This is a genomic window from Dyella sp. 2YAF14, from assembly GCF_052114725.1.
Lineage (GTDB): Bacteria > Pseudomonadota > Gammaproteobacteria > Xanthomonadales > Rhodanobacteraceae > Dyella.
Map to the genome: position 1 here is coordinate 55,721 of NZ_JBFRFH010000012.1, position 25,377 is coordinate 81,097.

Annotated in this window: 23 protein-coding genes; 17 read left to right on the forward strand and 6 right to left on the reverse strand. The window is 65.3% G+C overall.

What is annotated here, in order from left to right:
- Nucleotides 1-62 precede the first annotated feature (62 nt).
- Nucleotides 63-1,706: a chaperonin GroEL gene (gene groL / locus AB4Y82_RS16320; RefSeq protein WP_441604811.1), complete on the reverse strand. Its 1,644-nt coding sequence runs from the start codon at nucleotides 1,704-1,706 to the stop codon at nucleotides 63-65.
- A 54-nt stretch (nucleotides 1,707-1,760) separates the two neighbouring features.
- Nucleotides 1,761-2,054, reverse strand: coding sequence for a co-chaperone GroES (gene groES, locus AB4Y82_RS16325; RefSeq protein WP_121883670.1), 294 nt, complete (start codon nucleotides 2,052-2,054; stop codon nucleotides 1,761-1,763).
- A 274-nt stretch (nucleotides 2,055-2,328) separates the two neighbouring features.
- Between groES and AB4Y82_RS16330 the strand changes: the two genes are divergently transcribed.
- From AB4Y82_RS16330 to AB4Y82_RS16350, 5 genes are all read left to right on the forward strand, one after another.
- Entirely contained in the window at nucleotides 2,329-2,976 is a 648-nt protein-coding gene (locus AB4Y82_RS16330; RefSeq protein WP_441604812.1) for a class II aldolase/adducin family protein, read from the forward strand.
- Nucleotides 2,976-3,293, forward strand: a complete 318-nt coding sequence (gene cutA / locus AB4Y82_RS16335; RefSeq protein ID WP_441604813.1) for a divalent-cation tolerance protein CutA — start codon at nucleotides 2,976-2,978, stop codon at nucleotides 3,291-3,293. Before AB4Y82_RS16330 ends, cutA begins: the two co-directional genes overlap by 1 nt.
- Before the next feature lie 131 nt (nucleotides 3,294-3,424).
- Nucleotides 3,425-4,123 (forward strand): HAD hydrolase-like protein, encoded by a 699-nt coding sequence (locus AB4Y82_RS16340; protein ID WP_441604814.1) that lies wholly within the window; start codon nucleotides 3,425-3,427, stop codon nucleotides 4,121-4,123.
- A gap of 8 nt (nucleotides 4,124-4,131) precedes the next feature.
- The gene (locus tag AB4Y82_RS16345; protein WP_441604815.1) at nucleotides 4,132-5,454 is read left to right on the forward strand and encodes a DUF5690 family protein; all 1,323 of its coding nucleotides are present in this window, start codon (nucleotides 4,132-4,134) and stop codon (nucleotides 5,452-5,454) included.
- The gene (locus AB4Y82_RS16350; RefSeq protein ID WP_441604816.1) at nucleotides 5,451-6,635 is read left to right on the forward strand and encodes a TIGR03364 family FAD-dependent oxidoreductase; all 1,185 of its coding nucleotides are present in this window, start codon (nucleotides 5,451-5,453) and stop codon (nucleotides 6,633-6,635) included. The genes AB4Y82_RS16345 and AB4Y82_RS16350 overlap by 4 nt, the downstream gene beginning before the upstream one ends.
- Before the next feature lie 3 nt (nucleotides 6,636-6,638).
- On the opposite strand, the gene phnF is transcribed toward AB4Y82_RS16350, so the two are convergent.
- Nucleotides 6,639-7,490 carry a phosphonate metabolism transcriptional regulator PhnF gene (gene phnF / locus AB4Y82_RS16355; RefSeq protein WP_441604817.1) on the reverse strand — a complete coding sequence of 284 codons (852 nt, stop codon included), beginning with the start codon at nucleotides 7,488-7,490 and terminating at the stop codon, nucleotides 6,639-6,641.
- Here phnF and AB4Y82_RS16360 point away from each other — a divergent pair.
- The 3 genes from AB4Y82_RS16360 (at nucleotide 7,466) to AB4Y82_RS16370 (ending at nucleotide 13,588) form a co-directional block, all read left to right on the forward strand.
- Nucleotides 7,466-8,623 (forward strand): alpha-D-ribose 1-methylphosphonate 5-triphosphate diphosphatase, encoded by a 1,158-nt coding sequence (locus AB4Y82_RS16360; protein WP_441604818.1) that lies wholly within the window; start codon nucleotides 7,466-7,468, stop codon nucleotides 8,621-8,623. The genes phnF and AB4Y82_RS16360 overlap by 25 nt on opposite strands.
- 188 nt (nucleotides 8,624-8,811) lie before the next feature.
- Entirely contained in the window at nucleotides 8,812-11,496 is a 2,685-nt protein-coding gene (locus AB4Y82_RS16365; protein WP_441604819.1) for a TonB-dependent receptor, read from the forward strand.
- 73 nt (nucleotides 11,497-11,569) lie between these two features.
- Entirely contained in the window at nucleotides 11,570-13,588 is a 2,019-nt protein-coding gene (locus AB4Y82_RS16370; protein WP_441611478.1) for a sulfotransferase, read from the forward strand.
- Here the strand turns inward: AB4Y82_RS16370 and AB4Y82_RS16375 are convergent, their stop codons facing one another.
- The 3 genes from AB4Y82_RS16375 to pdxR all read right to left on the reverse strand — a co-directional run bounded on the left by AB4Y82_RS16375 (nucleotide 13,589) and on the right by pdxR (nucleotide 16,512).
- Nucleotides 13,589-13,963 carry a cupin domain-containing protein gene (locus AB4Y82_RS16375; RefSeq protein WP_441604821.1) on the reverse strand — a complete coding sequence of 125 codons (375 nt, stop codon included), beginning with the start codon at nucleotides 13,961-13,963 and terminating at the stop codon, nucleotides 13,589-13,591.
- A 2-nt stretch (nucleotides 13,964-13,965) separates the two neighbouring features.
- Nucleotides 13,966-14,973: a redoxin domain-containing protein gene (locus tag AB4Y82_RS16380; protein WP_441604822.1), complete on the reverse strand. Its 1,008-nt coding sequence runs from the start codon at nucleotides 14,971-14,973 to the stop codon at nucleotides 13,966-13,968.
- Between the two features lie 90 nt (nucleotides 14,974-15,063).
- Complete coding sequence (pdxR, locus tag AB4Y82_RS16385; protein WP_441604823.1) at nucleotides 15,064-16,512, reverse strand: MocR-like pyridoxine biosynthesis transcription factor PdxR; 1,449 nt, start codon at nucleotides 16,510-16,512, stop codon at nucleotides 15,064-15,066.
- Nucleotides 16,513-16,622: 110 nt separating this feature from the next.
- On the opposite strand from pdxR, the gene AB4Y82_RS16390 reads away from it, so the two are divergent.
- From AB4Y82_RS16390 to prmA, 9 genes are all read left to right on the forward strand, one after another.
- The gene (locus AB4Y82_RS16390) at nucleotides 16,623-17,321 is read left to right on the forward strand and encodes a glutathione binding-like protein (protein ID WP_441604824.1); all 699 of its coding nucleotides are present in this window, start codon (nucleotides 16,623-16,625) and stop codon (nucleotides 17,319-17,321) included.
- A 205-nt stretch (nucleotides 17,322-17,526) separates the two neighbouring features.
- Nucleotides 17,527-18,444, forward strand: coding sequence for a DMT family transporter (locus AB4Y82_RS16395; protein ID WP_441604825.1), 918 nt, complete (start codon nucleotides 17,527-17,529; stop codon nucleotides 18,442-18,444).
- Nucleotides 18,445-18,537: 93 nt separating this feature from the next.
- Nucleotides 18,538-20,742 carry a protein-disulfide reductase DsbD family protein gene (locus tag AB4Y82_RS16400; protein WP_441604826.1) on the forward strand — a complete coding sequence of 735 codons (2,205 nt, stop codon included), beginning with the start codon at nucleotides 18,538-18,540 and terminating at the stop codon, nucleotides 20,740-20,742.
- Complete coding sequence (locus AB4Y82_RS16405; protein WP_441604827.1) at nucleotides 20,739-21,281, forward strand: TlpA family protein disulfide reductase; 543 nt, start codon at nucleotides 20,739-20,741, stop codon at nucleotides 21,279-21,281. The genes AB4Y82_RS16400 and AB4Y82_RS16405 overlap by 4 nt, the downstream gene beginning before the upstream one ends.
- Nucleotides 21,282-21,431: 150 nt before the next feature.
- Nucleotides 21,432-21,890, forward strand: a complete 459-nt coding sequence (gene aroQ / locus AB4Y82_RS16410) for a type II 3-dehydroquinate dehydratase (RefSeq protein ID WP_441604828.1) — start codon at nucleotides 21,432-21,434, stop codon at nucleotides 21,888-21,890.
- Between the two features lie 69 nt (nucleotides 21,891-21,959).
- Nucleotides 21,960-22,412 carry an acetyl-CoA carboxylase biotin carboxyl carrier protein gene (gene accB / locus AB4Y82_RS16415; protein ID WP_441604829.1) on the forward strand — a complete coding sequence of 151 codons (453 nt, stop codon included), beginning with the start codon at nucleotides 21,960-21,962 and terminating at the stop codon, nucleotides 22,410-22,412.
- A 21-nt stretch (nucleotides 22,413-22,433) separates the two neighbouring features.
- Nucleotides 22,434-23,801 (forward strand): acetyl-CoA carboxylase biotin carboxylase subunit, encoded by a 1,368-nt coding sequence (accC, locus tag AB4Y82_RS16420; RefSeq protein ID WP_441604830.1) that lies wholly within the window; start codon nucleotides 22,434-22,436, stop codon nucleotides 23,799-23,801.
- A gap of 49 nt (nucleotides 23,802-23,850) precedes the next feature.
- Complete coding sequence (locus AB4Y82_RS16425; protein ID WP_441604831.1) at nucleotides 23,851-24,219, forward strand: DUF7716 domain-containing protein; 369 nt, start codon at nucleotides 23,851-23,853, stop codon at nucleotides 24,217-24,219.
- A gap of 201 nt (nucleotides 24,220-24,420) precedes the next feature.
- Nucleotides 24,421-25,326 (forward strand): 50S ribosomal protein L11 methyltransferase, encoded by a 906-nt coding sequence (prmA, locus tag AB4Y82_RS16430; protein WP_441611479.1) that lies wholly within the window; start codon nucleotides 24,421-24,423, stop codon nucleotides 25,324-25,326.
- The last annotated feature ends 51 nt before the right edge of the window (nucleotides 25,327-25,377 follow it).

The window sequence follows — 25,377 nt, forward strand, 5'->3', positions numbered from 1 at the left end:
AAAAAGAAAAACCCCGCACGAGGCGGGGTTTTCCTTCTGTTGCGATGCCTGGAGGCGAGGACTTAGAAGTCCATGCCGCCCATGCCGCCCATACCGCCCGGCGAGCCGTGCGAATGGCCTTCGTCCTTCTTCGGCACTTCGGTCACGGCCGCTTCGGTCGTGATGATCGAGCCGGCCACCGAGGCGGCGAACTGCAGGGCCGAACGGGTGACCTTGGTCGGGTCCAGGATGCCGAACGCGATCATGTCGCCGAACTCGCCGTTGGCAGCGTTGTAACCGAAGTTGCCGTTGCCTTCCTTCACCTTGTTCAGGACGACGGACGGCTCGTCACCGGCGTTGGAGACGATGGCGCGCAGCGGCGCTTCCAGCGCACGACGGGTGATGGCGATGCCCAGGTCCTGGTCGGTGTTCTGACCCTTCAGGCCTTCCAGCGCCTTCAGCGAACGGATCAGCGCGACGCCGCCGCCCGGGACCACGCCTTCTTCAACGGCTGCGCGCGTGGCGTGCAGGGCGTCTTCGACGCGGGCCTTCTTTTCCTTCATCTCGACTTCGGTCGCAGCGCCAACCTTGATGACGGCCACGCCGCCAGCCAGCTTGGCCACACGCTCCTGCAGCTTCTCGCGGTCGTAGTCCGAAGAGGTCTCTTCGATCTGCGCCTTGATCTGGCCGATGCGCGACTGGATGCGCTCAGCTTCGCCGGCGCCGTCGATGATGGTGGTGTTTTCCTTGGTGATCACCACGCGCTTGGCGCGGCCCAGGTCGGTGATCGTGGCCTTTTCGAGGGCCAGACCCACTTCCTCGGAGATCACCACGCCATTGGTGAGGATGGCGATGTCTTCCAGGATGGCCTTGCGACGGTCGCCGAAGCCCGGCGCCTTCACGGCGGCAACCTTGACGATGCCACGGATGGTGTTGACCACGAGGGTTGCGAGGGCTTCGCCTTCCACTTCCTCGGCCACGATCAGCAGCGGCTTGCCGGCCTTGGCGACGGCTTCCAGCACCGGGAGCAGCTCACGGACGTTGGAGACCTTCTTGTCGTGGATCAGGATGAACGGGTCGTCCAGTTCAACCTGCTGCGACTGCTGGTTGTTGATGAAGTACGGCGACAGGTAGCCGCGGTCGAACTGCATGCCTTCGACGACGTCGAGTTCGTTCTCGAGACCCGAGCCTTCCTCGACCGTGATCACGCCTTCCTTGCCGACCTTCTTCATCGCGGTGGCGATGATGTCGCCGATGTTGGCGTCGGAGTTGGCGGAAATCGTGCCGACCTGGGCAATCGCCTTGTCGTCAGCGGTCGGGTTGGAGAGCTTCTTCAGCTCGGCAACCGCGGCGTTGACGGCCTGGTCGATACCGCGCTTGAGATCCATCGGGTTCATGCCGGCAGCGACGGCCTTGAGGCCTTCCTGGATGAACGCCTGGGCCAGCACGGTGGCGGTGGTGGTGCCGTCGCCGGCGACGTCGGAGGTCTTGGAAGCGGCTTCCTTGACGATCTGCGCGCCGATGTTCTCGTACTTGTCGGCCAGTTCGATTTCCTTGGCGACGGAGACGCCGTCCTTGGTCACGGTCGGTGCGCCGAAGCTCTTCTCGATCACCACGTTGCGGCCCTTCGGACCCAGGGTGACCTTCACAGCGTTGGCCAGGGTATTCACACCCTTGAGCATGCGTGCGCGGACGTCTTCGCCGAAGCGGACTTCTTTAGCTGCCATTTCGTAATTCCTTCAAATGCGTTGAGTAGGTGGGAAGAGGTGCGGGAGAGGCGCTTAGCCTTCGATCACCGCAACGATGTCGTCTTCCTTGAGGAAGACCAGCTCTTCGCCGTCAATCTTGATTTCCTGGCCGGCGTACTTGCCGAACAGCACGGTGTCGCCTTCCTTCACGGACATCGGGCGGACCTTGCCGTCTTCCAGGATGCGGCCGGAGCCGGCAGCGATGACCTTGCCGCGGGTCGGCTTTTCGGTGGCGCTGTCGGGAATGACGATACCGCCAGCGGAGACGCGCTCTTCTTCGAGGCGCTTGACGATGACGCGATCGTGCAGCGGACGCAGTTTGCTCATGGGTGGGCTCCAGCTTCGTTTGGATGGTTGAACAAGATTCGGGACCCCGGAGCGGCGCCTGGGTGGCGCTTGTTAGCACTCCCCGGAGGTGAGTGCCAATTCTAACGACGCAAATGCCCCCTGCAAGAGGCGCCCGTCCGATGGCTGAGTCTTCCAATGGGGGAGCGGCGGGGGCCTTTCAAGGCGCATTGGGCCGAAAAGTCACCGATCGTGCTATCGACAGAGGCCTGCGGACGGCCGACCATGCCGGCCTGCCCCCCACCAGGACCCGCCCGTGAGCGATGAGCCGACGCTGCGCCAGGAGCTCGTGAACCAGGGTGCCAGGCTGGCCGTGAGCGGCCTCAGCCAAGGCACCTCGGGGAACCTAAGTGCCCGCTGCGGCGAGGGTTTTCTGATCACGCCCAGCGGCACGCCGTATGAGGAGATCACGGTGGAGGGTATCGTGTTGGTGGATCGGGACGGCCAGTGGCCGGGCTCGCAGCGACCTTCCAGCGAGTGGCGCTTCCATCGGGACATCTACCTGGCCCGGCCCGACGCCCAGGCCATCGTCCACGTGCACCCGCCCTATGCCACGGCGCTGGCCATGTGCCGCCGGGACATTCCGCCCGCCCACTACATGATCGCCGTGGGTGGCGGGGACTCGATCCGCTGCGCCGGCTACCACACCTATGGCACCCAGGCCCTGTCCGATGCCGTGGTGGCAGCGTTGGAGGGCCGACTGGCCTGCCTGATGGCCAACCACGGCATGATCGCGCTGGGCAGTTCGCTGGCGCAGGCCATGTGGCGCGCCGTGGAGGTGGAAAATCTCGCCCGCCAGTACGCCCTGTCCTTGCAGGTCGGCACGCCGGTCATGCTCACCGATGAGGAGGTGGCCGCGGTGCTGGAGAAATTCGCCCACTACGGACTGATGTCGAGGTCGTGATGTCTGAAACCGTCCTGCTCTGCTATTGCACCTGTCCCGATGTGGCCAGCGCGCAGCACCTGGCCGAGGCCCTGGTGGGCGAACGCCTGGCTGCCTGCGTGAACCGCATCCCCGCGGTGTCGTCCACCTATCGCTGGAAGACCAAGGTGGTCACCGACAATGAAGAACTGCTGCTGATCAAGACCACGGCCGCGCAGTTCGCCGCGCTCAAAGAGCGCCTGCTCAGCCTGCATCCCTATGAGTTGCCCGAGCTGATCGCGGTGCCGGTGACCGAGGGGCATGCGCCTTACCTCGACTGGGTGCGCAATCCAGGCTGATGTTTGGCGTCGCGCGTGACGGGATTCCCACTGCGCCGCATTGACTAGACAGTCGGCGCCGACTGTCGATGTCCGCGTCACCGGCGCGCCATCGCCGCTCGCCAGCATGCCTCTCCATCAAGGGAGGCGATATGACGTTCGAACTGGCGGTTTTCGATATGGCCGGCACCACGGTCTACGATCCGGACCTGGTGGCGCAGGCGCTGCAGGACGCGCTGGCGCAGGCTGGCTGCCACGCGTCGCTGGCGGATCTGCGAGCCCTGATGGGCTACACCAAGCCGGCCGCCATTCGCAGTTTGCTGGCGGCGCACGACCTGCCGGCGGACGACTCACAGGTGGCGCAGGTGCACGCGGATTTCGTCCAGCGCATGCTCGATTGCTACCGGACACACGACGCCGTGCGCCCGATGACCGGGGCAGAAGAGCTGTTCGCCTGGTTGCGGCAGCAGGGCGTGAAGATCGCGCTCAACACGGCGTTTTCGCAAGACATCGCCGAATGCCTGATCGAACGCTTCGGCTGGCGCCAGCGCGGCCTGATCGATGCCGCGATCTCGGCGGATCGCGTTGCCCAGGGTCGGCCCGCGCCCGACATGATCCGCGCGTTGATGGCGACGTGCGGCGTCAGCGATGCCACGCGCGTCATCAAGATGGGCGATACCGAAGTGGATATTCGCGAAGGTCGCGCGGCGGGCTGCGGCCTGGTGGTGGCGGTGACGACGGGCGCTTATCACCGCGACGAGTTGCTGGCCTATCAGCCCGATGCCGTGCTCGACAGCTTGGATGAGCTGCCCGCTTTGCTCGTTCGTGCCGGCCGGCCGAACCCGGCGTGACGCAACCCATGCGCTTGCCTCCATCGCGCCGGGCGTGGTCGCCCTGGTCGCCCTCGATGCTGCCGCTGGTCGCGGGCTTTGCGGCGTTCTGCACCTACTCGTGCATGTATGCCTTCCGCAAACCGTTCAGCGCCGGCAGCTACGAGGGCATGAGCTGGCTGGGCGTCGACTACAAGATCTGGCTGGTGATCGCCCAGGTGATGGGCTACGCACTGAGCAAGGTGTGGGGCATCCGACTCGTGCCCGAGCTGCAGACATCGCGCCGCGCCGTGGCGATTCTGGTGTTGATCGGCCTGTCGTGGCTGGCGCTGCTGGGTTTTGCGCTGGCGCCGCCGGTGCCGGGCATCGTGTTTCTGTTCCTCAATGGCCTGCCGCTGGGCATGGTGTGGGGCCTGGTGTTCGGATACATCGAGGGTCGGCAGGCGACGGAGCTGATGGGCGCCATCCTCGCCTCAAGTTTTATCTTCGCCTCGGGCGTGGTCAAAGGCGTGGGCAAGGCGATGTTGCTGGCCGGCGTCAGCGAGCACTGGATGCCGTTTCTCACCGGCTTGGTGTTCATCCCGCCGCTGCTGTTGTCGCTGCATGTACTCACGCGCCTGCCGCCGCCCAGCGCCGACGACGTTGCCGCCCGCGCACCACGTGGACGCATGGATCGCGAGGCTCGGCACGCCTTCGTGCGCCGCTTTCTGCCGGGCCTGCTGCTGATCGTGCCGCTGTACGTGCTGTTGACCGTGCTGCGCGATTTCCGCGAGAACTTCGACACCGAAATCTTTCGCGACCTGGGCTACGGCCGCAGCGCCATCGTGTTCGGTGAAGTGGATACGCCGATTGGGATCGGCGTGTTGATGCTTACCGCGTCGCTGACCCTCGTACGGGACAACATGCGCGCCTTCATGCTCAACCATGTACTGATCGGCGGCGGCCTGTGCTGCGCGGGCATCAGCACGCTGCTGTTCGCCCACGGCGAACTGCCACCGCTGTTGTGGATGACGCTGGTCGGTTTTGGTCTCTACCTTGGCTACATCCCGCTCAACGGCATGTTCTTCGAGCGGCTGATGGCCACCTTCCGCATCAGCGGCACCGCGTCGTTCGTGATGTATATCGCCGATGCCTCCGGCTACCTGGGCAGCGTCGCGGTATTGCTGGTCCGCCAGTTCCTCGCCTTGCAGCTCAACTGGACGCAGTTTTTCGAACGCGCCGTGCTGGCAAGCAGCCTGCTGGGACTCGTGCTTACCGCGCTGGCTGCGCGCTGGTTCTGGCGGCATGGCCAACAGAACGGACACGCAGCGGCATCGTTGTCACCTCTTGAGATGGAAAGCAGCCGTCTATGAGCAAGTCGGAAACACGCACCGCGATCGTGATCGGTGCAGGCATCGTCGGGTTGGCCATGGCGCGCGCCCTGGCCGAGGACGGCTACCGCGTCACCGTATTCGATCGCCATGAGCGTGCCGTGGGCGCCTCGGTGCGCAACTTCGGCACCATCTGGCCGATCGGCGTGCCGAACGGGCCGCTGTATGCACGTGCCTTGCGTTCGCGCGAGATCTGGCGCGAATTCTGCAACGCCACCGATACCTGGCAGGCGCCGAGCGGCAGCCTGATCGCTGCGTTCCACGAGGACGAGTGGGCGGTGATGAACGAATACGCGGCGATGAACGAGGGGCTGCGACCATGCCGCATGCTCAACGCTGCACAGGTGCGCGAGCAGGCGCCCGGCGTCGTGGCCGCCGACTTGCGTGGCGCATTGCTGAGCACCGATGAGATGGTGGTCGATCCGCGCGAGGCGATCCGCAAACTGCCAGCCTGGCTGGCGGAGCGCCATGGCGTCGAGTTCCACTGGCGACAGGCGATCACGCGCATCGAGCATCCCTATGTGTGGAGCGGTCGCCGGCGCTACACCGCCGACCTGATCTATGTCGCCAGCGGTACGGATTTCGAAACCCTGTATCCGGAACTGTTCGAACGTCTTGCCATCACCAAGTGCAAGCTGCAGATGCTGCGGCTTGAGGCGCAGCCCGCGCCGTTCAAGCTGGGTCCGGTCGTGTGCGGCGGCCTTACCATGGCGCACTACAGCGGCTTCCACGCCACGCCCAGCATTGACCGCCTGCGCGAGCGCCTTGCTGATCAATACGCCGACCTGCTGGCGCTGGGCATCCACGTGATGGCAGCGCAGAACGGGTTGGGCGAAATCACCGTTGGCGACTCGCATGAGTACGGGCATACGTACGAGCCCTTCGACGAAAGCGCCATCAACCACAAGATCGTCGACTATCTGCGCAGCGTGCTGGATCTTCCGAGCTGGCACGTGAAGCAAAGCTGGCACGGCAGCTACGCCAAGCTCACCGATGGGCAGCGCAGCGAGTTGGTGGTCGAAGCGGAGCCGGGCGTCGTCATCGTCAACGGCGTGGGCGGAGGCGGCCTGGGCATGACGCTGTCGTTCGGCCTGGCCGAAGAAGTGGTGAGCGGGCGCTTGCCTGCCGAGCAGGTTGAAATCCCGTCGACCGATGCGCGATGAACCTCAGCGCTCGGCAGTGGACATCACCAGCTGCACGCGTTCCGCCGCAAAACAGGTCAGCCCGTATTGCACGGGCTGATTCTTGTCGTCGACGTTGAGCGATTCCACGACCAGTACGGGCAGGTCGGGCGATTGCTCCAGTACACGTGCGGTGGTCGTCCCGGCCAGTCGCGCGGTCACGCGGGTGTAGCTGCGGAAATAATCGGCGATGCCGAACTCTTCCAGCGTGCGGCTCACCGAGCCGGTGCGTTGAAACACGTCGCCAAGCTTGGGGAAACGTGCCGCCGGGAACCATGCCTGACCGTGATCGAGCACGCGACCCTCCGCGTGCGCGGAGGACTCGATCCACCACGCGCGCTCGCCGCGCGCCAGGGCCAGCGACTCGGCCACGCGCTGCGGTGGCAAGACCAGCGCCGTGGCCAACACCTTGTTGCCCGAGCTGACGTTGAGGTTATGCATGTTGCGGCTGAAGCTGGTGCGACGACCGATCGGATAGTCGTAGCACTCCTCGCGCACGCGCAAGCCGCGACTGGGGTCGGCAAGAATGGCGCCGCGTTGTTCAAGCGAGTCGAGCGCCCGGCGCACGGTGTGCCGATTCACATTGAGGCGCCGGGCGAGTTCCAGTGCCGAAGGGAGCTTTGCGCCTCCTCGAAGTTCGCCGCTGCGGATCTGCTGCAATACCTGTTGTTCGATCTGCCGCCACACGGGCACATCGCATGACCGATCCAGTGGCTCAAAGTGGTTTGCCATCATTCCTGCATGTTCCTGACACAGACTGCATGGGAAGCGGTGATCGAGCAGGGAGTATGGGCAGGCCAGTTTTCGCAGACATGACATCAGGGCAAGAGCATTCATGGCGCATTGCACGCGCGCGACTGGTGCTGCCCGACCAGGTCATCGTCGGCGGCGCGGTTATCGAGGGCGAACGCATCCAATGGCTCGGGCCGGGCGACGAGTGTCCGCACGACGCCATCGATTTCAAGGGCGATTTCCTGCTGCCGGGCCTCATCGAACTGCACACCGACAACCTTGAGAAGCACTTGCTGCCACGCGCCGGCGCGGCATGGCCCGCCCTACCGGCCATGCTGGCGCACGATGCCCAACTGCTCGCAGCCGGCATCACCACCGTGCTCGACGCCATGTCGTTGGGCGATCTGGAGGAAGACGGCGGCCGCATCGACACGCTGCACCGCGCACTGGCCGCGCTCGATGAAACGCGCAGTCACGGCCTGCTGCGTTGCGAGCACTATCTCCATCTGCGCTGCGAACTGAGCTGGCCAGGCCTGCTCGAGCTGGCTGCGCCCCTGGTCTCCCGCAAGGACTTGCGCCTGCTGTCGTTGATGGATCACACGCCTGGCCAGCGCCAGTATCACGACGTGCGCCAGTACCGTACGTACTACAGCCGCAGCGGCATCACCTGGAGCGATGAGGAATTCACCGCCGTGCTCGAACAGCGTCGCCAGCAGCAGGCACGCCATCGCCACCTGCAGCTGGCTGGCGTGATGAAGCTGGCGCGCCGTCACGGCGTACTGGTCGCCAGCCACGACGATACCGACCTTGAACACGTGGACGAAGCGGTTCTCCTCGGTGCGAGGATCTGCGAATTTCCCACGACGCTCATCGCGGCACAGGCTGCGCGCGAACACGGACTCACTATCGTCGCAGGCGCCAGCAACCTGGTGCGCGGTGGCTCGCACGCCGGCAATGTCGCCGCCATGGCGCTGGCGCGTTGCGGATGTCTGGACGTCCTTTCGTCCGACTACATGCCAACCAGCCTGCTTCCCGGCGCCTTCATCCTGCACCGGCAAGCGGGATGGTCCCTCCCGGATGCCATCGCTACAGTCACCACGACGCCCGCCGCTACGCTTGGCTTCGATGACCGCGGCCAACTTGCCGAAGGCTTGCGCGCCGACCTGCTGCGCGTACGCATGCACCAGGACGAGCCCGTGGTGCGCTCGGCGTGGGTGGCGGGCAGGCAACGGTTGTGACGGTCGTCACGCTCCGTCCTCCGCACAGCGGCCCCGGCTCTGGGCCGCCCCTTCGAAAGCATAGACAGCGGGCATTCGTTGCCTAGTCCGAGTCACGGGCATTTCATCGCCCCTCCCTAGCCTCCCGGCCCGAGTAGCCATAAGCCTGCCGACGCTGGTCGGCGACATCAAACCTCGGGGAGTGCGTCTTGAAGATCAATGCCATCACTTGCGCGGTGCTTGCCGCGCTTGCGGTCACCCGCGTGTCCTATGCCGACGACGCGGCGCCGGCCGCGCCCGCACCGGCGGCACAAAATTCTTCGGTGTCCACGCTGGGATCCATCACGGTCACGGCGCAGCATGCCAACGAGGACATGCAAGACGTGCCGATCACCATGCAGGCGTTCACCGGAACGACGCTGCAGCAGCTCAACGTCAGCACGTTCGACGACATCATCAAATACCTGCCCAACGTCACCTTTGCCGCGAACGGCCCGGGCCAGGGCAACATCTATATGCGCGGACTGAGCACGGGCTTCCTCGGCAACCAGTCGAGCGCGTCGATTGCGCCGTTCCCGAATGTGGCGGTGTATCTCGACGACCAGTCGATGCAGTTCCCCGCGCGCAACCTCGACATCTACATGGTCGACATGGAGCGCGTCGAAGTGCTGGAAGGTCCGCAGGGCACGCTGTTCGGCGGCGGTGCACAGGCGGGCGCGGTGCGTTACATCACCAACAAGCCCAACCTGAACAAGGTCGGCGGCAACGTGGAGGCGAGCACCGGCGTCACGGCCGGCGGCGGTCCGAACAACTCGGCCAGCGCGGTATTGAACTTGCCGATCATCCCCGGAACCTTCGCGCTGCGCGGCGTGATCTACAACGACCACCGCGGCGGCTATATCGACAACGTGCCGAGCACGTTCACGCGCAACAACAGCGACGGCGGCAACTTCTACGCCAACATCAAGCCCACCGGCGGCCTGTGCCCGAACGGCCTGCCCACCCGGACCGGCTACTGCACGGTGCCGGGCAGCCCGGTCGCCAACAATAACGCCGTTGCGAGGAAGGACTGGAACCCGGTCGATTACCAGGGCGCGCGCATCTCCGGCCTCTACAAGATCAACGACGACTGGGACGTGCTGATCGCGCAGAGCTACCAGGAGATGGATGCGGAAGGCCAGTCGTCGACCTATCCGATCGGCTCGGACGGCCAGCAGCTGCAACCGCTGCAGACCACCGTGTTCGTACCGGCGTGGGACAAGGACCGTTACTCCAACACGGCCTGGACGGTGAACGGCAAGATCGGCGATCTCTCCGTCGTCTACACCGGTGGCTACACCGACCGCCACATCAGCCAACAGCAGGATTACACCAACTACGCGCGCGCCGTGGGCGGCTGGTACTACAGCTGCACCGGTGGCACGGGCCTTGGTGCTGGCACCACGCCGCGTTGCTATTCGCCGATCGGCTACTGGAACGACCAGGTCAAGAGCACGCACCAGAGCCACGAGCTGCGCTTCAGCACGCCCGAAGACAGCCGCCTGCGCGCCATCGGTGGCCTGTATTTCGAGGACTTCAAGATCCTCGACGACATGAACTTCAACTACAAGACGATCCCGTCGTGCACGCCGACCAATCTCGCCAGCGCCCTCGCCGGCGGTGCGCCGTGCGTGGCGAACGTGGTGCCCTATCCCGGCACGGCGCAGATGGATCCGGGCCAGCGCAGCGACAGCACCGCGTTCGGCGAAGACGAGCAGCGCGGCTATCGCCAGGTCGCGGCCTTCGGTTCGCTGTCGTACGACATCATTCCCGAAGTGCTTACCGCCACGGCCGGCACGCGTTACTACCACTACTCCGAATATCAGCGTGGTTCGCAGTACGGCACCGGTTCCAACTGCGTGAACGTGCCCAACGGACAATGCACGGGCGGCGATGCCACCAATATGACGGCCGAAGGCCTCAACGGTTCGTATCACGGCTTCAAGAGCCGCGCGAACCTGGTGTGGCATATCTCGCCCGATGCGATGGTCTACTACACCTTCTCGCAGGGCTTCCGCCCCGGCGCTTATAACCGCACCACCAAGGCCGTCGCCGCCGGCCCGGACGGCCCGCAGTACAAGAAGCCGCTCAGCTACGCGCCCGACTCGCTGACCAACAACGAAATCGGCTTCAAGACTGAGTTCTTCGACAACCACCTGCTGTTCAACGGCTCGCTGTACCACATGAAGTGGAACAACGTGCAGATGCAGTTCTTCAACCCGCTGGTGCTTGGCAACACGACGTTTGGCGTCAACGGTCCCGACTACAAGGTGGATGGTATCGAGCTGCAGTTCGACGCCCGCATCACGCAAGGCTTCTCGCTGATGGGCTCGGGGTCGTTCAACCGCTCCAAGCAGACCACCTCGCCGTGCCTGGTGGGCAACATCCCCAATACTCCGTCCTACGGCGCGTGCATCACCGAAGTGACCATCGCCGGCCAGGGTCTGCAGCCGTTCGCCAACCCGTTCGGCGAAGAAGGCAGCGTGCCGGCCTTCTCGCCGCGCTCGCAGTTCAACCTGCGCGCCCGCTACGACTGGGACTTCAACGGCGGCTACAAGGCATTCGCCATGGTGGGTGGCAGCCACATGGGTTCGATGTACAACCAGCCGGCGACCTATCCCAGCGGCGAAGGCGTGATCTACCCGACCACGGTGGACCTGCGCTACCTGCAGGAGGGCTATACCACCTACGACGCCTCGCTGGGCATCGCCAAGGACGCGTGGGACCTGTCCCTCTATGGCACCAACCTGAGCAACAGCCACGCCAGCGTGTTCACCTCGTCGGCACAGTTCATCAAGTCCGAAGTGCCGCTGCGCCCGCGCGTGGTGGGCGTGAAGTTTGGCTACAAGTTCTGACATCTGCCCGTCGCGAGTGCGTCGTTAGCATGGGGTGGGCGCAAGCCCACCCCATCTTCCCCGCAGGCCAGGCATGAACGCAGCGCTCACTGATCCGATCACGATGTCCGTCGAACAGCAGGTGGCGCAACTGCGGCAATTGCAGCAAGAGGGGCAGCACCCGCAGGCCTTGCAACTGGCCTTGGGGTTGGCGCGTGAGCTGCCGGAAAACCGCGACGTGATGCATCTGCTCGCCCGCAGCCAACGTCATCTGGGACAGGTCGACGACGCCCTGCAAACTCTGCTCGTGCTCGAGCAGCACCATCCTGCCTTCAGTCGGCTGCATGAAGAGCGCGGCCACTGCCACGTCGTGCGGCGCGATGCGACGCAGGCGATCGATGCCTTGCTTCGTGCGGTGAACATCAATCCTGCGCTGCCCTCAAGCTGGAATCTGCTCGAGGGGCTCTATCGCATGGCTGGTGACCATGCGAACGCGCAACTGGCCGCCGACCACGTGGCGACGCTAAAACGCCTCGCTCCTGCGGTGGTGCACGCCACCAGTCTGTTCTCTGATGGTGATCTGGTGCAGGCCGAATGGGTCATCCGTGGCCATTTGCAGCGTGTGGGCGACGATGTGGAAGGCATGCGCTTGCTAGCGCGTGTGGCCGTGGCCCGCGAGGTGCTCGACGACGCAGACATCCTGCTGGAAGCCGTGCTGCAGCTCGCCCCCGATCACCACGCCGCACGCTTCGACTACGCCAAGGTGCTGTTCGAACGGCATCGGTACAAAGAGGCTTGCGTGCAGATGGAGCGGCTTCTCGCCATCGATCCGCACCACCTCGACTATCGCGCGCTGCATGCCAGTGCCAACGTCGGCCTGGGCGAACACGATCGCGCCATCGGGCTGTACCGCGAACTTCTGCAAATCGTTCCCGAGGCGGCAGACCTGCATCTGTCGCTTGCCCACTCACTGAAAACCCAGGGACGCCGGGCCGAGGCCATCGACGCTTACCGCGCCGCCATCGCCGCGCGGCCCCATTTCGGGGATGCCTACTGGAGCATGGCGAACCTCAAGACCTACCGTTTCACCGACGGAGAAATCGACGGCATGCTCGCGCAGGTCGCGATGCCGTCTACGTCGCTGGTGGATGGTTATCACCTGAACTTTGCGCTCGGCAAGGCCCTGGAGGACCGCGGCGACTATGCCGCCTCTTGGCAGCATTACGCCAAGGGCAACGCGCTCAAGCGATCGGAAAGCCGCTACCGGCCCGAGATCATCGAAACAAATACGCGCCGGCAGATCGAGGTGTGCACCCGCGAGTTCCTCGCCGAACGCGCCGGTGCGGGAGACCCCAGTGCCGATCCCATCTTCATCGTAGGCCTGCCGCGCTCGGGCTCCACGCTGCTGGAGCAGATCCTCGCATCGCATCCACTGGTGGACGGCACGCAGGAGCTGGCGGACATCCGGCGCATCGTGCTGGAACTGCAGGGCCGCGACCCCGATCTCGACGACCCGCGCTATCCGGGCGTGCTTGCGCAGATGTCGCCGGAGCAATTCCGCGGGATGGGCGAGGCCTACCTGCGCGACACGCGCACTTATCGTGGCGCGGCGCCTTATTTCATCGACAAGATGCCCAACAACTTCCGGCACCTGGGGCTGATCCACCTGATGTTCCCCAACGCGAAGATCATCGACGCGCGACGCGAGCCGATGGCCTGCTGCTTCAGCAACCTCAAGCAACTGTTCGCGACGGGCCAGGAGTTCACTTACAGCATCGAGGACATCGCGCGTTATTACCGCACCTACCTCGATGTGATGGAGCACTGGGACCGCGTGCTGCCCGGCCGCGTACTGCGCGTGCATCACGAAGATGTGGTGGACGATCTTGAAGGCAACGTGCGGCGCATCCTGGATTACTGCGGGCTTCCGTTCGATCCCGCGTGCCTGGCATTCCATGAAACGCGGCGCAGCGTGCGCACGGCAAGCTCCGAGCAGGTACGCCAGCCGATCTTCCGCGACGGCATCGACCAGTGGACGCATTACGCGCCGTATCTGGCATCGCTGCGCGAGCAGCTCGGCGACGCGCTCGAACGGTACCGCACGAATCGCTGACTACTTGTGCGGTATCTGCGGCTTGCCGACGAACACCACCAGGATGGTGGCGGGCTCCGTGCTGCTGGCGTTGGCGCTGACGAGATGGCGGGCGCCTGCCGGCTCGAACCAGTTGTCGCCCGTCGCATAGACCCGCAACGGTTGCCCTTCGACCTGGCTGCGCACGTGGCCGCTCACTACGTAAACATAAGCATCGCGGTCATGCGAGTGCGGCTTGGACGCCTCGCCGGGCGCATAGCTTACTCGCAGCGCTTCCAGCGATTTGCCGGGCGCCTGTGTCAACGCTGCTGTGAGCAGGGTATTGTCCTGCGTCGCTCTGGCGGGCACGGCGGCAGCGAGCATCAACATCGCGGCGAGAAACAGGGTCGTCCGCATGATCAACGCCTCGTGGCCGTGGCCGCTGCCTGTATCGGCAGCACGTCATCGACCGTTTCCGTACGACGAATCACTTTACCCTGCGCATCCAGCACGATCAGCGTCGGTACGTGCATCACGCGGAAGCGTCGGAACAGGGCGCCCGTGTCGTCCAGCGCCAGCGGCATCGCGATCTTGTGCTCGCGCTGGTAATCGGCGAGCTCGTCGTGGCTCGCCCACAGACCCGAGGCGATGCCGAGCCAGCGCGCATGGCTGTCGCGCGCCAGCACATCGGCGCGTTCACGCGCGCTGCGGCAGCTCTGCGCAATGGCCGGACGACTCTTGGCCAGATACGACTCGCACCACGGCGACAGGAACAGCAGCACGGTCGGTCGCGCTGCTTCGAATGCCGGCAGCGATTTCCCATCGAGCGTGTGCAGCTCGAATGCGGGCACGCGGTCGCCCACGTCGTAATGCGGTTCGTCCTTCGGCACGGCGGCAGACGCGAGGTTGGCGGTCGCCGGACGACGTGCCTGCGCCAATGCAGCGTCGAGCTTTTCATCGGCCATATGACCCACATACGCAATGCGTCCGTCACGACCGATCACCACGTGCTGCGGCGTCACGCGCAAGTGGAAGGCCTCGCCCAGCGAACCGTCGTCGAACACGATCGGCATGCCGAGCCCCAGCTGCTTCTGCACTTTGCGCACTTCGTCGACGCTATCGTCGAAACCCACATCGATCGCAATCACCGCCATGTCCGGGCCGGCCTGTTCGTAGGTGCGTTCGAAATGCGGCATCTGTTCACGACAGGGCACGCACCAGGTCGCCCAGAACTTCAGGTAGACCGCCTTCTTGCCGTACAGCGCACCCAGGTCAATGGTCTGGCCATCGATGGTCTTGACCACCATGCGCGGCGCTGGCTGCCCGATCAGGCTGCGCCCGGCCGATTCCGCGCGCGACTGGCCGGACTCGGAAGCATGCGTCGACGCGCAGGCCAGGAGCAGGCAAAGAAGGATCAGATAACGCATGGCGATGCATCCCCGGAAAGATAGGGTCATGTTCCGCTGCCCGGTGGTACTTAAACAGATCCAGTTTTCGCGGAAATGAGAGAACCAGTGCTAAGCCGGGCGATGTGCCTGGAGCAACCGGGCCAGCACGCGCGCGGCCTCGTCCATGCGCGTGGCCGGCATGCCTCCCAGGCCGAACACCAGGCCGTTCGGCCGCGTGCTGCCGATGGCGTAATCGCCCAGCGCTTCGATACGCATGTTCACCGCCTGCGCATCCCTGACCAGCTGGCTCGCCGCAACCGGCCAGCGCAGTTGCACGGCGATGTGCAGCCCGGCATCTGAGGCCAGCGACTGCAGGGCGTCGCCCGCGTGCCGCGCCAACGCTTCGAGCAGTGCCTCGCGCCGCTCCGCATAGATGCGTCGCATCTTGCGCACATGCCGCGCGAGATGACCTTCGTTGATGAACAACGCGAGTGTGTCCTGCGCCAGCACGTCGCTGTGCCGGTCGCCGAGCTGCCGCACGCAGGCCAGTGCGGGCATCGCCCACTCGGGCGCCACCACATAGCCAAGCCGCAGTGATGGAAACAGGCTTTTGGAGAACGTGCCGATGTAGAACACCGAGCCGTCGCGATCCAAGGTCTGCAGTGCATCGAGCGGACGCCCGCCGTAGCGGAATTCGCCGTCGTAGTCGTCCTCGATGATCACCGCGTCGTTTCGTCGCGCGAAGTCGAGCAAGGCCGCTCGACGCGCGGGTGACATCGCCATGCCGGACGGAAACTGGTGCGACGGCGTCACGTAGATCACGCGTGCGTTGCGTGGAATCTGCTCGACCACCAGGCCTTCGTCGTCCACCGGCACGGGCACGATCTGCGCGCCAGCGGCTTCGAAGGTCTGACGCAGCGGCGGATAGCCGGGATCTTCCACCGCCACCACCGTGTGCCCTGGCGTGACCAGAATGCGCGCCAGCAGATCGAAGGCCTGCTGCGCTCCGCCGACCACCATGATGTCCGCCGCGCTGCAGGTGACAGCACGGGTGAACGACACATGCCCGGCAATAGCCTCGCGCAATGCCTCGCGCCCGGTAGCCGCGTCATAGAACGACGGCGTGCGCGACAACGAGCGCAGAGCCCTTGCGGACAATTTGCGCCATGCCTCAAAGGGAAAACGGGCGGCATCGGGCAGGCCCACCCGAAGGTCGTAGCGCGCAGGCGGCAAGGCATTCATCGGCGCGGGAAAGATCGCGTCGCGCCATTGCGGTTGCAGACGCTTTTCCTCACCACCGGTCGAGCGCGGTGCCGTCGACTGCGTTGGCCCCGCATGGGCGACCAGATAACCCGCCCCCTGGCGGGCCACGATATAGCCTTCGCTGAGCAGGCGGTCGTAGGCCGCCACAATGGTGTTGCGGGACAGGCCCAGCGAGGTCGCCAGCGCGCGCGTGGAGGGCAAGGGCTGACCCATGCGAAGACGGCCATCCAGGATCGCCGCCCGCAATTGTCCATGCAGCGCCTGCAGTCGGCCTCGCAGGGGAATATCCAGCGGGAAAGCCAGGGGTTGTTCCATGGCGGTGTCCGATAAGGCTGACTGGTCCTAAAGAATTCCCTTGTTCTGGATCTTTTTCAAGACCAGTGAAAACCCGACACTGTCGCCATCCACTCCACGGAGCCCCCGCCATGATCGAGCTGTACTTTGCCGCCACGCCCAATGGGTTGAAGCTCAAGCTATTCCTTGAAGAGGCCGGCCTGCCGTACTTCATCACCCCGGTGAGCCTGAGCAAGGGCGAGCAGTTCAAGCCCGAATTCCTGGCCATTTCGCCCAACAACAAGATCCCGGCCATCGTCGATCACGCTCCCGCCGGGGGCGGCGCGCCGGTGACGGTGTTCGAGTCCGGGGCGATCCTGCTCTATCTGGCGGAGAAGATCGGCCAATTCCTGCCCAACAACAGCCTCGCCCGCATCGAGGTGCTGGAGTGGTTGTTCTGGCAGGTGGCGGGGCTGGGCCCCATGGCCGGCCAGGCGGGGCATTTCAAGGTGTACGCGCCCGAGCCGGTGCCGTATGCGATCGACCGCTACACCCGCGAAGTCGCACGGCTTTACGGCGTGCTGGATCGCAGGCTGGAAGGACGCGAGTTCATTGCGGGCGAGTTTTCCATCGCCGACATCGCCTGCTATCCGTGGATCGTGCCGCATGAGGCGCATGGCCAGAACCTGGCGGATTTCCCGAACCTGGAGCGTTGGTTTATCGCCATCTCGCAGCGGCCGGCCACGGTGCGCACGTATGAAGGTGTCGAGAATGCGTACACGCCGAAACAGCCGCTGTCGGACGAGGAACGCCGCGTGTTGTTTGGCCAGGGTGCAGCGCCCAAGGCCTGAAGACTGCTGACAGGTTCTGACGCAATGGGCGGCTAGACTTCCAAATCGACAGCCACCTCTCATCCCTCGTCATTCCGGCGCAGGCCGGAATCCAGGAGCGATGAGCAGGGCTTTCGCACGAGGAGCCGGTGTGCGCACTCGCGACAACCAAACCTAATTGCTACTGGATTCCGGCCTGCGCCGGAATGACGAGCAAAGAACTGCCATGAAAACCTCCGACATCACTGCACTCGTAGTTCTGGGAGCCCTATGGGGCGCCTCGTTCCTGTTCATGCGCATGGGCGCGAACGAGTTCGGCGGCATGGCACTGGCCGGCATGCGCGCCATCGGCGCGGCGATCTGCTCGGCCCCGCTGCTGACACGCACACGGGTGACCGAGATGCGCACGCACTGGCGCGACATCGCCATCGTCGGCATCGCCAATTCAGCGCTGCCGTTCGTGCTGTTCTCATTCGCTGCGCAGAGTCTGCCGGCAGGCGTTTCGGCCATCTCCGATGCGATTGCGCCGCTGCTGGTCGCGCTGTCGGGCTGGATGCTGCTGGGCGAGAAGCTGAGCCCGATGCAGGCCAGCGGCCTGGTGATCGGCTTTACCGGTGTGGTGTGGCTGGTGGCCGGCACGGTGGGCTTTGGTGGTGGCACGCATGCCATGGGTTGGGCGATGGCCGCCTGCCTGGGTGCCAATGTCTGCTACACCTTTGGCGCGCACTACAGCCATCGCCGCCTGCGCAGCGGCGTCACGCCGCTCAGTGTCGCCACCGGCAGCCAGCTGGCCGCCGCCGTATTGCTGCTGCCCTTTACCGTCTGGATGTGGCCCGTCAGGACCCCGGGGTTGACGGCACGGCTGGCCGTACTGGGCCTGGCGGCCTTGTGCACATCGCTCGCCTACGTCCTGTTCTACGGCTTGATGGCCCGCGTGGGGGCCTCGCGCAGCATGGTGGTGATGTTTCTTATCCCGGTGTTCGGCGTGGTGTGGGGCCTGATCTTCCTGCATGAACCGGTCACCCTGGCGATGGCCGGCGGATGCATCGTTATCCTGCTCGGAGTGGCACTCACCACCGGTTTGCTGCGTCTGCGCCGTAACCGCGGGCCCGCGTCAAGCGAAGTAGTTGTAGAACACTCCTGAGCTCCGGCGGGTTTTCCCCGGCCCGCCGGCAAGCTGAGCCATAATCCCGGTTCACCTGCGCCCCGGCGCGGGTCTCTCCTTGTTGGAGCTGCAATGCGCCTGATCCACCCTGGCCGACTGGCCGCCCGCTTCCTCAGCCTGCTCTGCCTCTTGCTGGTCGCCTTGCCCGCGCTGGCTCAGGATGATCTGGACGGCCTGCTGCCGGTGACCGAGGCCTATAAGCTGACCGCCGACGCTTCCACGCCCGGCGTGGTGAAGCTGCATTGGACGATTGCGCCGGACTACTACCTCTACCGCGGCCGCATGAAGTTCAAGGCGGCGGACGGGGCGACGCTGGGCGAGGCGCAGCTGCCCGACGGCGAGAAGCACCACGATGAGTATCTCGGCGACGTGGAGACTTATCACCACGGCGTCGACGCGACCGTGCCGTACACCGTCGCGGCAGGCGCCACCGAACTGAAGCTCAGCGTGCAGTACCAGGGCTGCCACGAGGTGGATCCCAAGATCTGCTATCCGCCGCATACCGAGCAGCTGAGCCTGCCGGTGCCGGCCGGTGCGGGCGTGGCCGGCGGCGGCGATGCGATGAGCGCGGCGCTGGGCAAGCTCGGTTCCAGCAAGAGCGGCGGTGGCGCCACCCTCCCCGCCGAACAAGCCTTCCATCTGGAGGCGCTCGCCAAGGACCGCCAGCACCTGCTGCTGCGCTGGACCGTGGCCAAGGGCTACTACCTCTATCGCGACCAGACCGCGCTGAAGTTGAAGGATGCCAACGGCCTGACCCTTGCCAAGCCCGAGTGGCCGGCTGGCGTGGAACATGAGGATGCGCACTTCGGCAAGACCACGGTCTATTTCGACCAGATCGAATTGCCGGTGGCCATTGAAGGCGATACGTCGGCGCTCAAGAGCGTGAATCTGGAAGCCAGTTTCCAGGGCTGCCAGGACGGCGGCATCTGCTATCCGCTGATGACCCGCGCGCTCACCATCGACCTGAGCGCGACGACGCCTACCAGCGGCGCTGCCGCCGAGCCGGCGCCGGAAATGCCTCCGGCCGGCCTGGCCACCACTCCGCTGCAGGTGAGCCTGCTCACCGCGCTGCTGCTGGCCTTGGGCGGCGGCCTGGTGCTGAACCTGATGCCCTGCGTGCTGCCCGTGCTGTCGATCAAGGCGGTGGGTCTGCTGGAAAGTGGCGAGAGCCATACCAAGGCGCGTTCGCACGCCCTCTTCTATACGGCTGGCGTGCTGAGCACGTTCGCGCTGATCGGCGTCGCCATCGTCGCGCTGCGTTCGGCCGGCCATGCGCTGGGCTGGGGCGCGCAGTTGCAGCAGCCGGTGGTGGTGGGCGTGCTCGCCTGCGTGATGGTGGCCGTGGGTCTGTCAATGTCGGGCGTGGTGCAGTTTGGCACTTCGCTGGGCAATGTGGGCTCGGGCCTGGCCTCGCGCTCGGGCCATGCGGGCGACTTCTTCACCGGCGTGCTCGCGGTGGCCGTGGCCAGCCCGTGCACCGCGCCCTTCATGGGCAGCGCGCTGGCTTATGCCTTTGCCGCGCCGATGATCAATGCCTTGCTGGTGTTCCTGACCCTGGGCATCGGTCTGGCCCTGCCGTTCCTGGCGATAGGCTTCGTGCCGGCGCTGGCGCGGATGCTGCCGCGGCCGGGCGCGTGGATGGAAACGCTCAAGCAGGTGCTGGCGTTCCCGATGTACCTCACCGCCGTGTGGCTGATCTGGGTGCTGGCGCATCAGCGCGGCGCCGATGCGGTGGGCCTGGTGCTGGTGGCCGTGGTGCTGCTGTCGGCCACGCTGTGGTGGTTCGAGCGCAGCCGTTCGCGGGGCGCGTTCAGCCGGGTGGCGGTGGTCGTCCTGCTCGCACTCACCGTCGTGCCGCTGTTCTATCTGTCCAAGGTGCAGGCGCCGACGCAGGCTGCAGTCGCAACGGACGGCGTGGTCGCCTATACGCCGGAGAAGCTCGCGGAACTGCGCAAGGCCGGCACGCCGGTGTTCGTCGACATGACCGCCGACTGGTGCGTCACCTGCAAGGCGAATGAGCATGCGGTGCTCGACACCGACGCCTTCCGCGACCTGCTCAAGAAGACCGGCGCGGTCTATATGAAGGGCGACTGGACCGATGTGAACCCGACCATTGCCGCCTTCCTGCAGCAGTACCACTCGCCGGGCGTGCCGCTTTACGTGGTATTCCCCAAGGACGGCGGCGAAGGCCGCATGCTGCCGACGGTGCTCACTTCGTCGCTGGTCGAGGATGCGCTGACCAAGGCCGCCGGCACGCCGGTCGCCGCCAACCCATGATCAGCCGCGGCAACTGGATCATTCTGGGCGCCGCCGTGCTGGTCGCCGGTGTGGGCGGCTGGCTGCAGCACTCCAGCCAGCGCGCCCGTGTGCCGCAAGGCGTGCAGGTCGCCCAGGTGGGAGCAATAGCACCCGACGTGGCCTTGCGCGACCTGGACGGCAAGGAACATCGCCTGTCCGAGTACCGCGGCCGCCGCGTGCTGATCAACTTCTGGGCGAGCTGGTGCGGGCCGTGCCTGAAGGAGATGCCCGCGCTGGTGCAGGCACAGGCCAACGTCGGCGAAAAAGGCCCGATCATCGTCGGCGTCGCTATGGACGATCCGGCCAATGTGCGAACCTTCCTGGCCGCCCATCCGGTGAACTATCCGATCCTGTTGGGCAGCCTCGACAGCCCCAGCACCTCGCTGCGGCTGGGTAACGTCGGCGAAGTGCTGCCGTACAGCGTGCTTCTGGACGAGAACGGCCGTGTGCTGTTCAGTCGCCGGGGTGTCCTGGATGCCGACGACCTCAAGGCCTGGGCCGCGCCAGCCGCGCCCTGACGCGGTTTCGGCACCCATACGTCGCCGCACGGTCTAACGCTAACTTCTCCTTCAAACATCGCCGAACTGCGCCGAACTGGACAACATCCGCCGGGGCGCGCACACTCCGCGCCGGACGCCGGCCCTGCCGGCACAACCCAAGGTTAGGGCGTGGCGAAGATCCTGGTCCTGCACGGACCCAATCTCAATCTGCTGGGCAGTCGTGAGCCGGAGGTTTACGGACGCGACACGCTGGCCGATATCGACGCCTCGCTGATGCAGCGTGCCCAGAGCGCCGGACACGGCCTGGAAGCGTTCCAGTCGAACGCCGAGCACGCCCTGATCGACCGCATCCACCAGGCCCGCCTGGACGGCACGGCGATCATCCTGATCAATCCGGGCGCCTTCACCCACACCAGCATCGCCCTGCGCGACGCGCTGGCGGGCGTGGCCATCCCGTTCATCGAGCTGCATCTGTCCAACGTGCATGCCCGCGAAGCGTTCCGCCGGCATTCCTACCTCTCGGACATCGCCGTGGGCGTGATCTGCGGTTTTGGCGCAGACAGCTACCGGCTGGCATTGGATGCCGCCCTGAACCGGCTGGACCGCGCTGGCGCGTCCGCCTCCTGAATCCCGGGCCTGTCGCCCACATATTCCCATTCCGGCCGCTGCGGCGGCCTCAACGAAAAGGTTTGAACCATGGACCTGCGCAAGATCAAGAAGCTCATCGACCTGCTCGAGGAATCCAACCTCGCGGAACTTGAGATCAAGGAAGGCGAAGAGGTCGTTCGTTTGTCGCGCGTGCCCAAGGGCACCATGACCGCCGCCCCGGTAATGCAGGCCGCCCCGATGGTGGCCGCGCCCGTCGCCGTCGCCGCGCCGGTGGAAGCCGCGCCTGCCGAGGCCGCCCTGCCCGCCGGTCATGTGGTGAAGGCGCCGATGGTCGGCACGTTCTACGCCTCGTCCAGCCCGGGCGCAGCGGCCTTCGTGAAGGTCGGCCAGCAGGTCAAGGCTGGCGAGACGCTGGGCATCATCGAAGCGATGAAGATGTTCAACCAGATCGAGGCTGACGTGGCCGGCACCGTGACGGCCATCCTGCTCGAAAACGGCCAGTCGGTGGAATTCGACCAGCCGATGTTCGTGATCGCCTGAGCCGGCTGACCGATCATGCCCATGCTCGAAAAAGTCGTCATCGCCAACCGCGGCGAAATCGCCCTGCGCGTGCTGCGCGCCTGCCACAGTCTGGGCATCAAGACCGTGGCGGTGCACTCCACCGCAGACCGTAATCTCAAGCACGTAGGCCTGGCCGACGAGTCGATCTGCATCGGCCCGGCGCCGTCCATCGACAGCTATCTCAATATCCCGCGCATCATCGCCGCGGCGGAAATCACCGACGCCCAGGCCATCCACCCGGGTTACGGCTTTCTGTCCGAGCGAGCCGACTTCGCCGAACAGGTGGAACAGTCGGGCTTCATCTTCATCGGCCCCACCGCGGACGTGATCCGTTTGATGGGCGACAAGGTGGAAGCGATCCGCGCCATGAAGGCCGCCGGCGTGCCGTGCGTGCCGGGCTCGGGTGGCCCGCTTGGCGACAATGTGGAAGAGAACATCCGCATTGCGCGCGAGATCGGCTACCCGGTGATCATCAAGGCCGCCGGTGGCGGCGGTGGCCGCGGCATGCGCGTGGTGCGCACCGAGGCTCACCTGGGCAACGCCGTCACCATGACCAAGCAGGAAGCGAAGGCCGCTTTCGGCAACGATCAGGTGTACATGGAGAAGTTCCTGGAAAATCCGCGCCACGTGGAAATCCAGGTGCTGGCCGATGGCCAGGGCAACGCCATCCATCTGGGCGAGCGCGACTGCTCCATGCAGCGTCGCCACCAGAAGGTGGTCGAAGAAGCACCCGCACCGGGCATCACGCCGGAACTGCGCGAGCAGATCGGCAAGGTGTGCGTGGATGCGTGCCTGCGCATCGGCTATCGCGGCGCCGGCACCTTCGAATTCCTGTTCGAAGACGGCCGCTTCTACTTCATCGAGATGAACACCCGTATCCAGGTGGAGCATCCGGTGACCGAGCTGATCACCGGCATCGACCTGGTGCGCGAGCAGTTGCTGATTGCCGGTGGCGAGAAGCTGTCGATCAAGCAGTCGGACATCAAGATCCACGGTCACGCGATCGAGTGCCGCATCAACGCGGAAGATCCCGACTCCTTCTTGCCTTCGCCGGGCACGGTCAAACGTTTCGAGGCGCCGGGCGGCCCGGGCGTGCGCGTCGATACGCACCTGTACGACGGCTACCGCATTCCGCCGAACTACGACTCGATGATCGGCAAGCTGATCGTGCACGGCCCGGATCGCGAAACCGCCATCGCGCGCATGCGCCTGGCGCTCGCCGAGACGGTGATCGAAGGGGTGAAGTGCAATATCCCGCTGCAGCAGCGCATCATGGCCGACGCCGGTTTCCAGCAGGGTGGACAGAACATCCACTACCTGGAAAAGCGCATGGCCGAACAGAAGGAAAAGGCCGCCCACGGCGGCTGATGTGTGGCCGGCGAGTCGTCCCGACGACTCGCCGGTTTGCCTGACCACGATGTCTGCCCTGCTCACACTGCGCGAAGCGATCGACGCCATCACCGAGGCCTTCGACGAAGGCGATGGCTGGGATCGCTATGCCTGGGTCTATATCCGCGGCAAGATCACCGAGCCTTCGTGCAGGCTGTATCTCTCGCACGTCGGCGATGAGGAAGAAGCGCTGATTGCCGATCACGGCGCCGCGCTGCCTGAGTTCGCTGCGCAACATGAGCTGGGCCATTTTCTTGAAGCGGCGGATTTCGCCGAAGTGCTGTTTGTGCAGCCGCGGCAGCAGCCGTCGCCCACACTAGAGGATTTCGCGCGTGCGCTGGAGTATTACCGCAAGCACGATGGTTTTTTGGGTGTGCCGCCCGCAGGCCCCTTGTAGGAGCGCACTTGTGCGCGACCGCAACACCGCACGCTAGCCCCACCATTMAAATTCGCGAACTCGCCGGGCAACCGCGCCACGACCAGCCACCGAGGCGCACCGAAGCTCCGCGGTCGCGCACAAGTGCGCTCCTACAAGGGAGAGAGACACCGTAGCCCCCACTTCGGCGACAATGCACGCCTAATATCGCAGGATCGCCCCATGCCCTGGCTTGAACTCTCCCTCACCGTCCGCGCCGAACAGCAGCCTCGTGTCGAAGAGGCGCTCGATGATCTGGGCGCGCTTTCGATCACGCTGCAGGACGCCGATGCGGAAACGCCGGACGAGCAGGCCATCTTCGAGCCCGGCGTGGGCGAACTGCCGCTGTGGCCGACCATCACGCTCAACGCGCTGTTCGAAGCCGAGACGGATCGGCGCGGCCTGGGCGAAGCCCTGGGCGACCTGCTGCCGTGGCTGGAGCCGGACCAGATGCTGTTCCGCGACGTGGCCGACGAGGACTGGGAGCGCGCGTGGATGGACCAGTTCAAGCCGATGCCGTTCGGCCGGCGCCTGTGGATTTATCCGTGGAACATCGAGCCGCCCGTCGATGAGGACATCGTGGTCGTGCGCCTGGACCCGGGCCTCGCCTTCGGCAGCGGTACGCACCCGACCACGGCGCTGTGCCTGGCATGGCTGGACAGCCTGGATCTGCAGGGCAAGAGCGTGATGGATTTCGGCTGCGGCTCGGGCATCCTTGCCATCGCCGCGCTCAAGCTCGGCGCCGCCGGCGCGGTGGGCGTGGACAATGATCCCCAGGCACTCATCGCCTCGGCCGACAACGCCGAACGCAACGAGGTGGCCGATCGCCTCACCGTGTATCTGCCCGAAGATCTGATTGCAGAACCGGCGGACGTCTTCATCGCCAATATCCTTGCCGGTCCGCTGGGCGAACTGGCGCCGACCTTTGCCGCCGCCGCCAAGCCAGGCGCGCCGTTTGCCATCTCCGGCATCCTGCACGGCCAGGAAGAAGAGCTGCTGGCGCGCTATGCGGAGTGGTTCGAGGACTTGCGCGTGGATACCCAGGAAGACTGGGTGCGCATCAGCGGCCGACGCGCAGGGACGCGCTAGTACAGAGCCACTGAGTGACCGTTCACGATACCGGCATGCCCGCGGGTGATT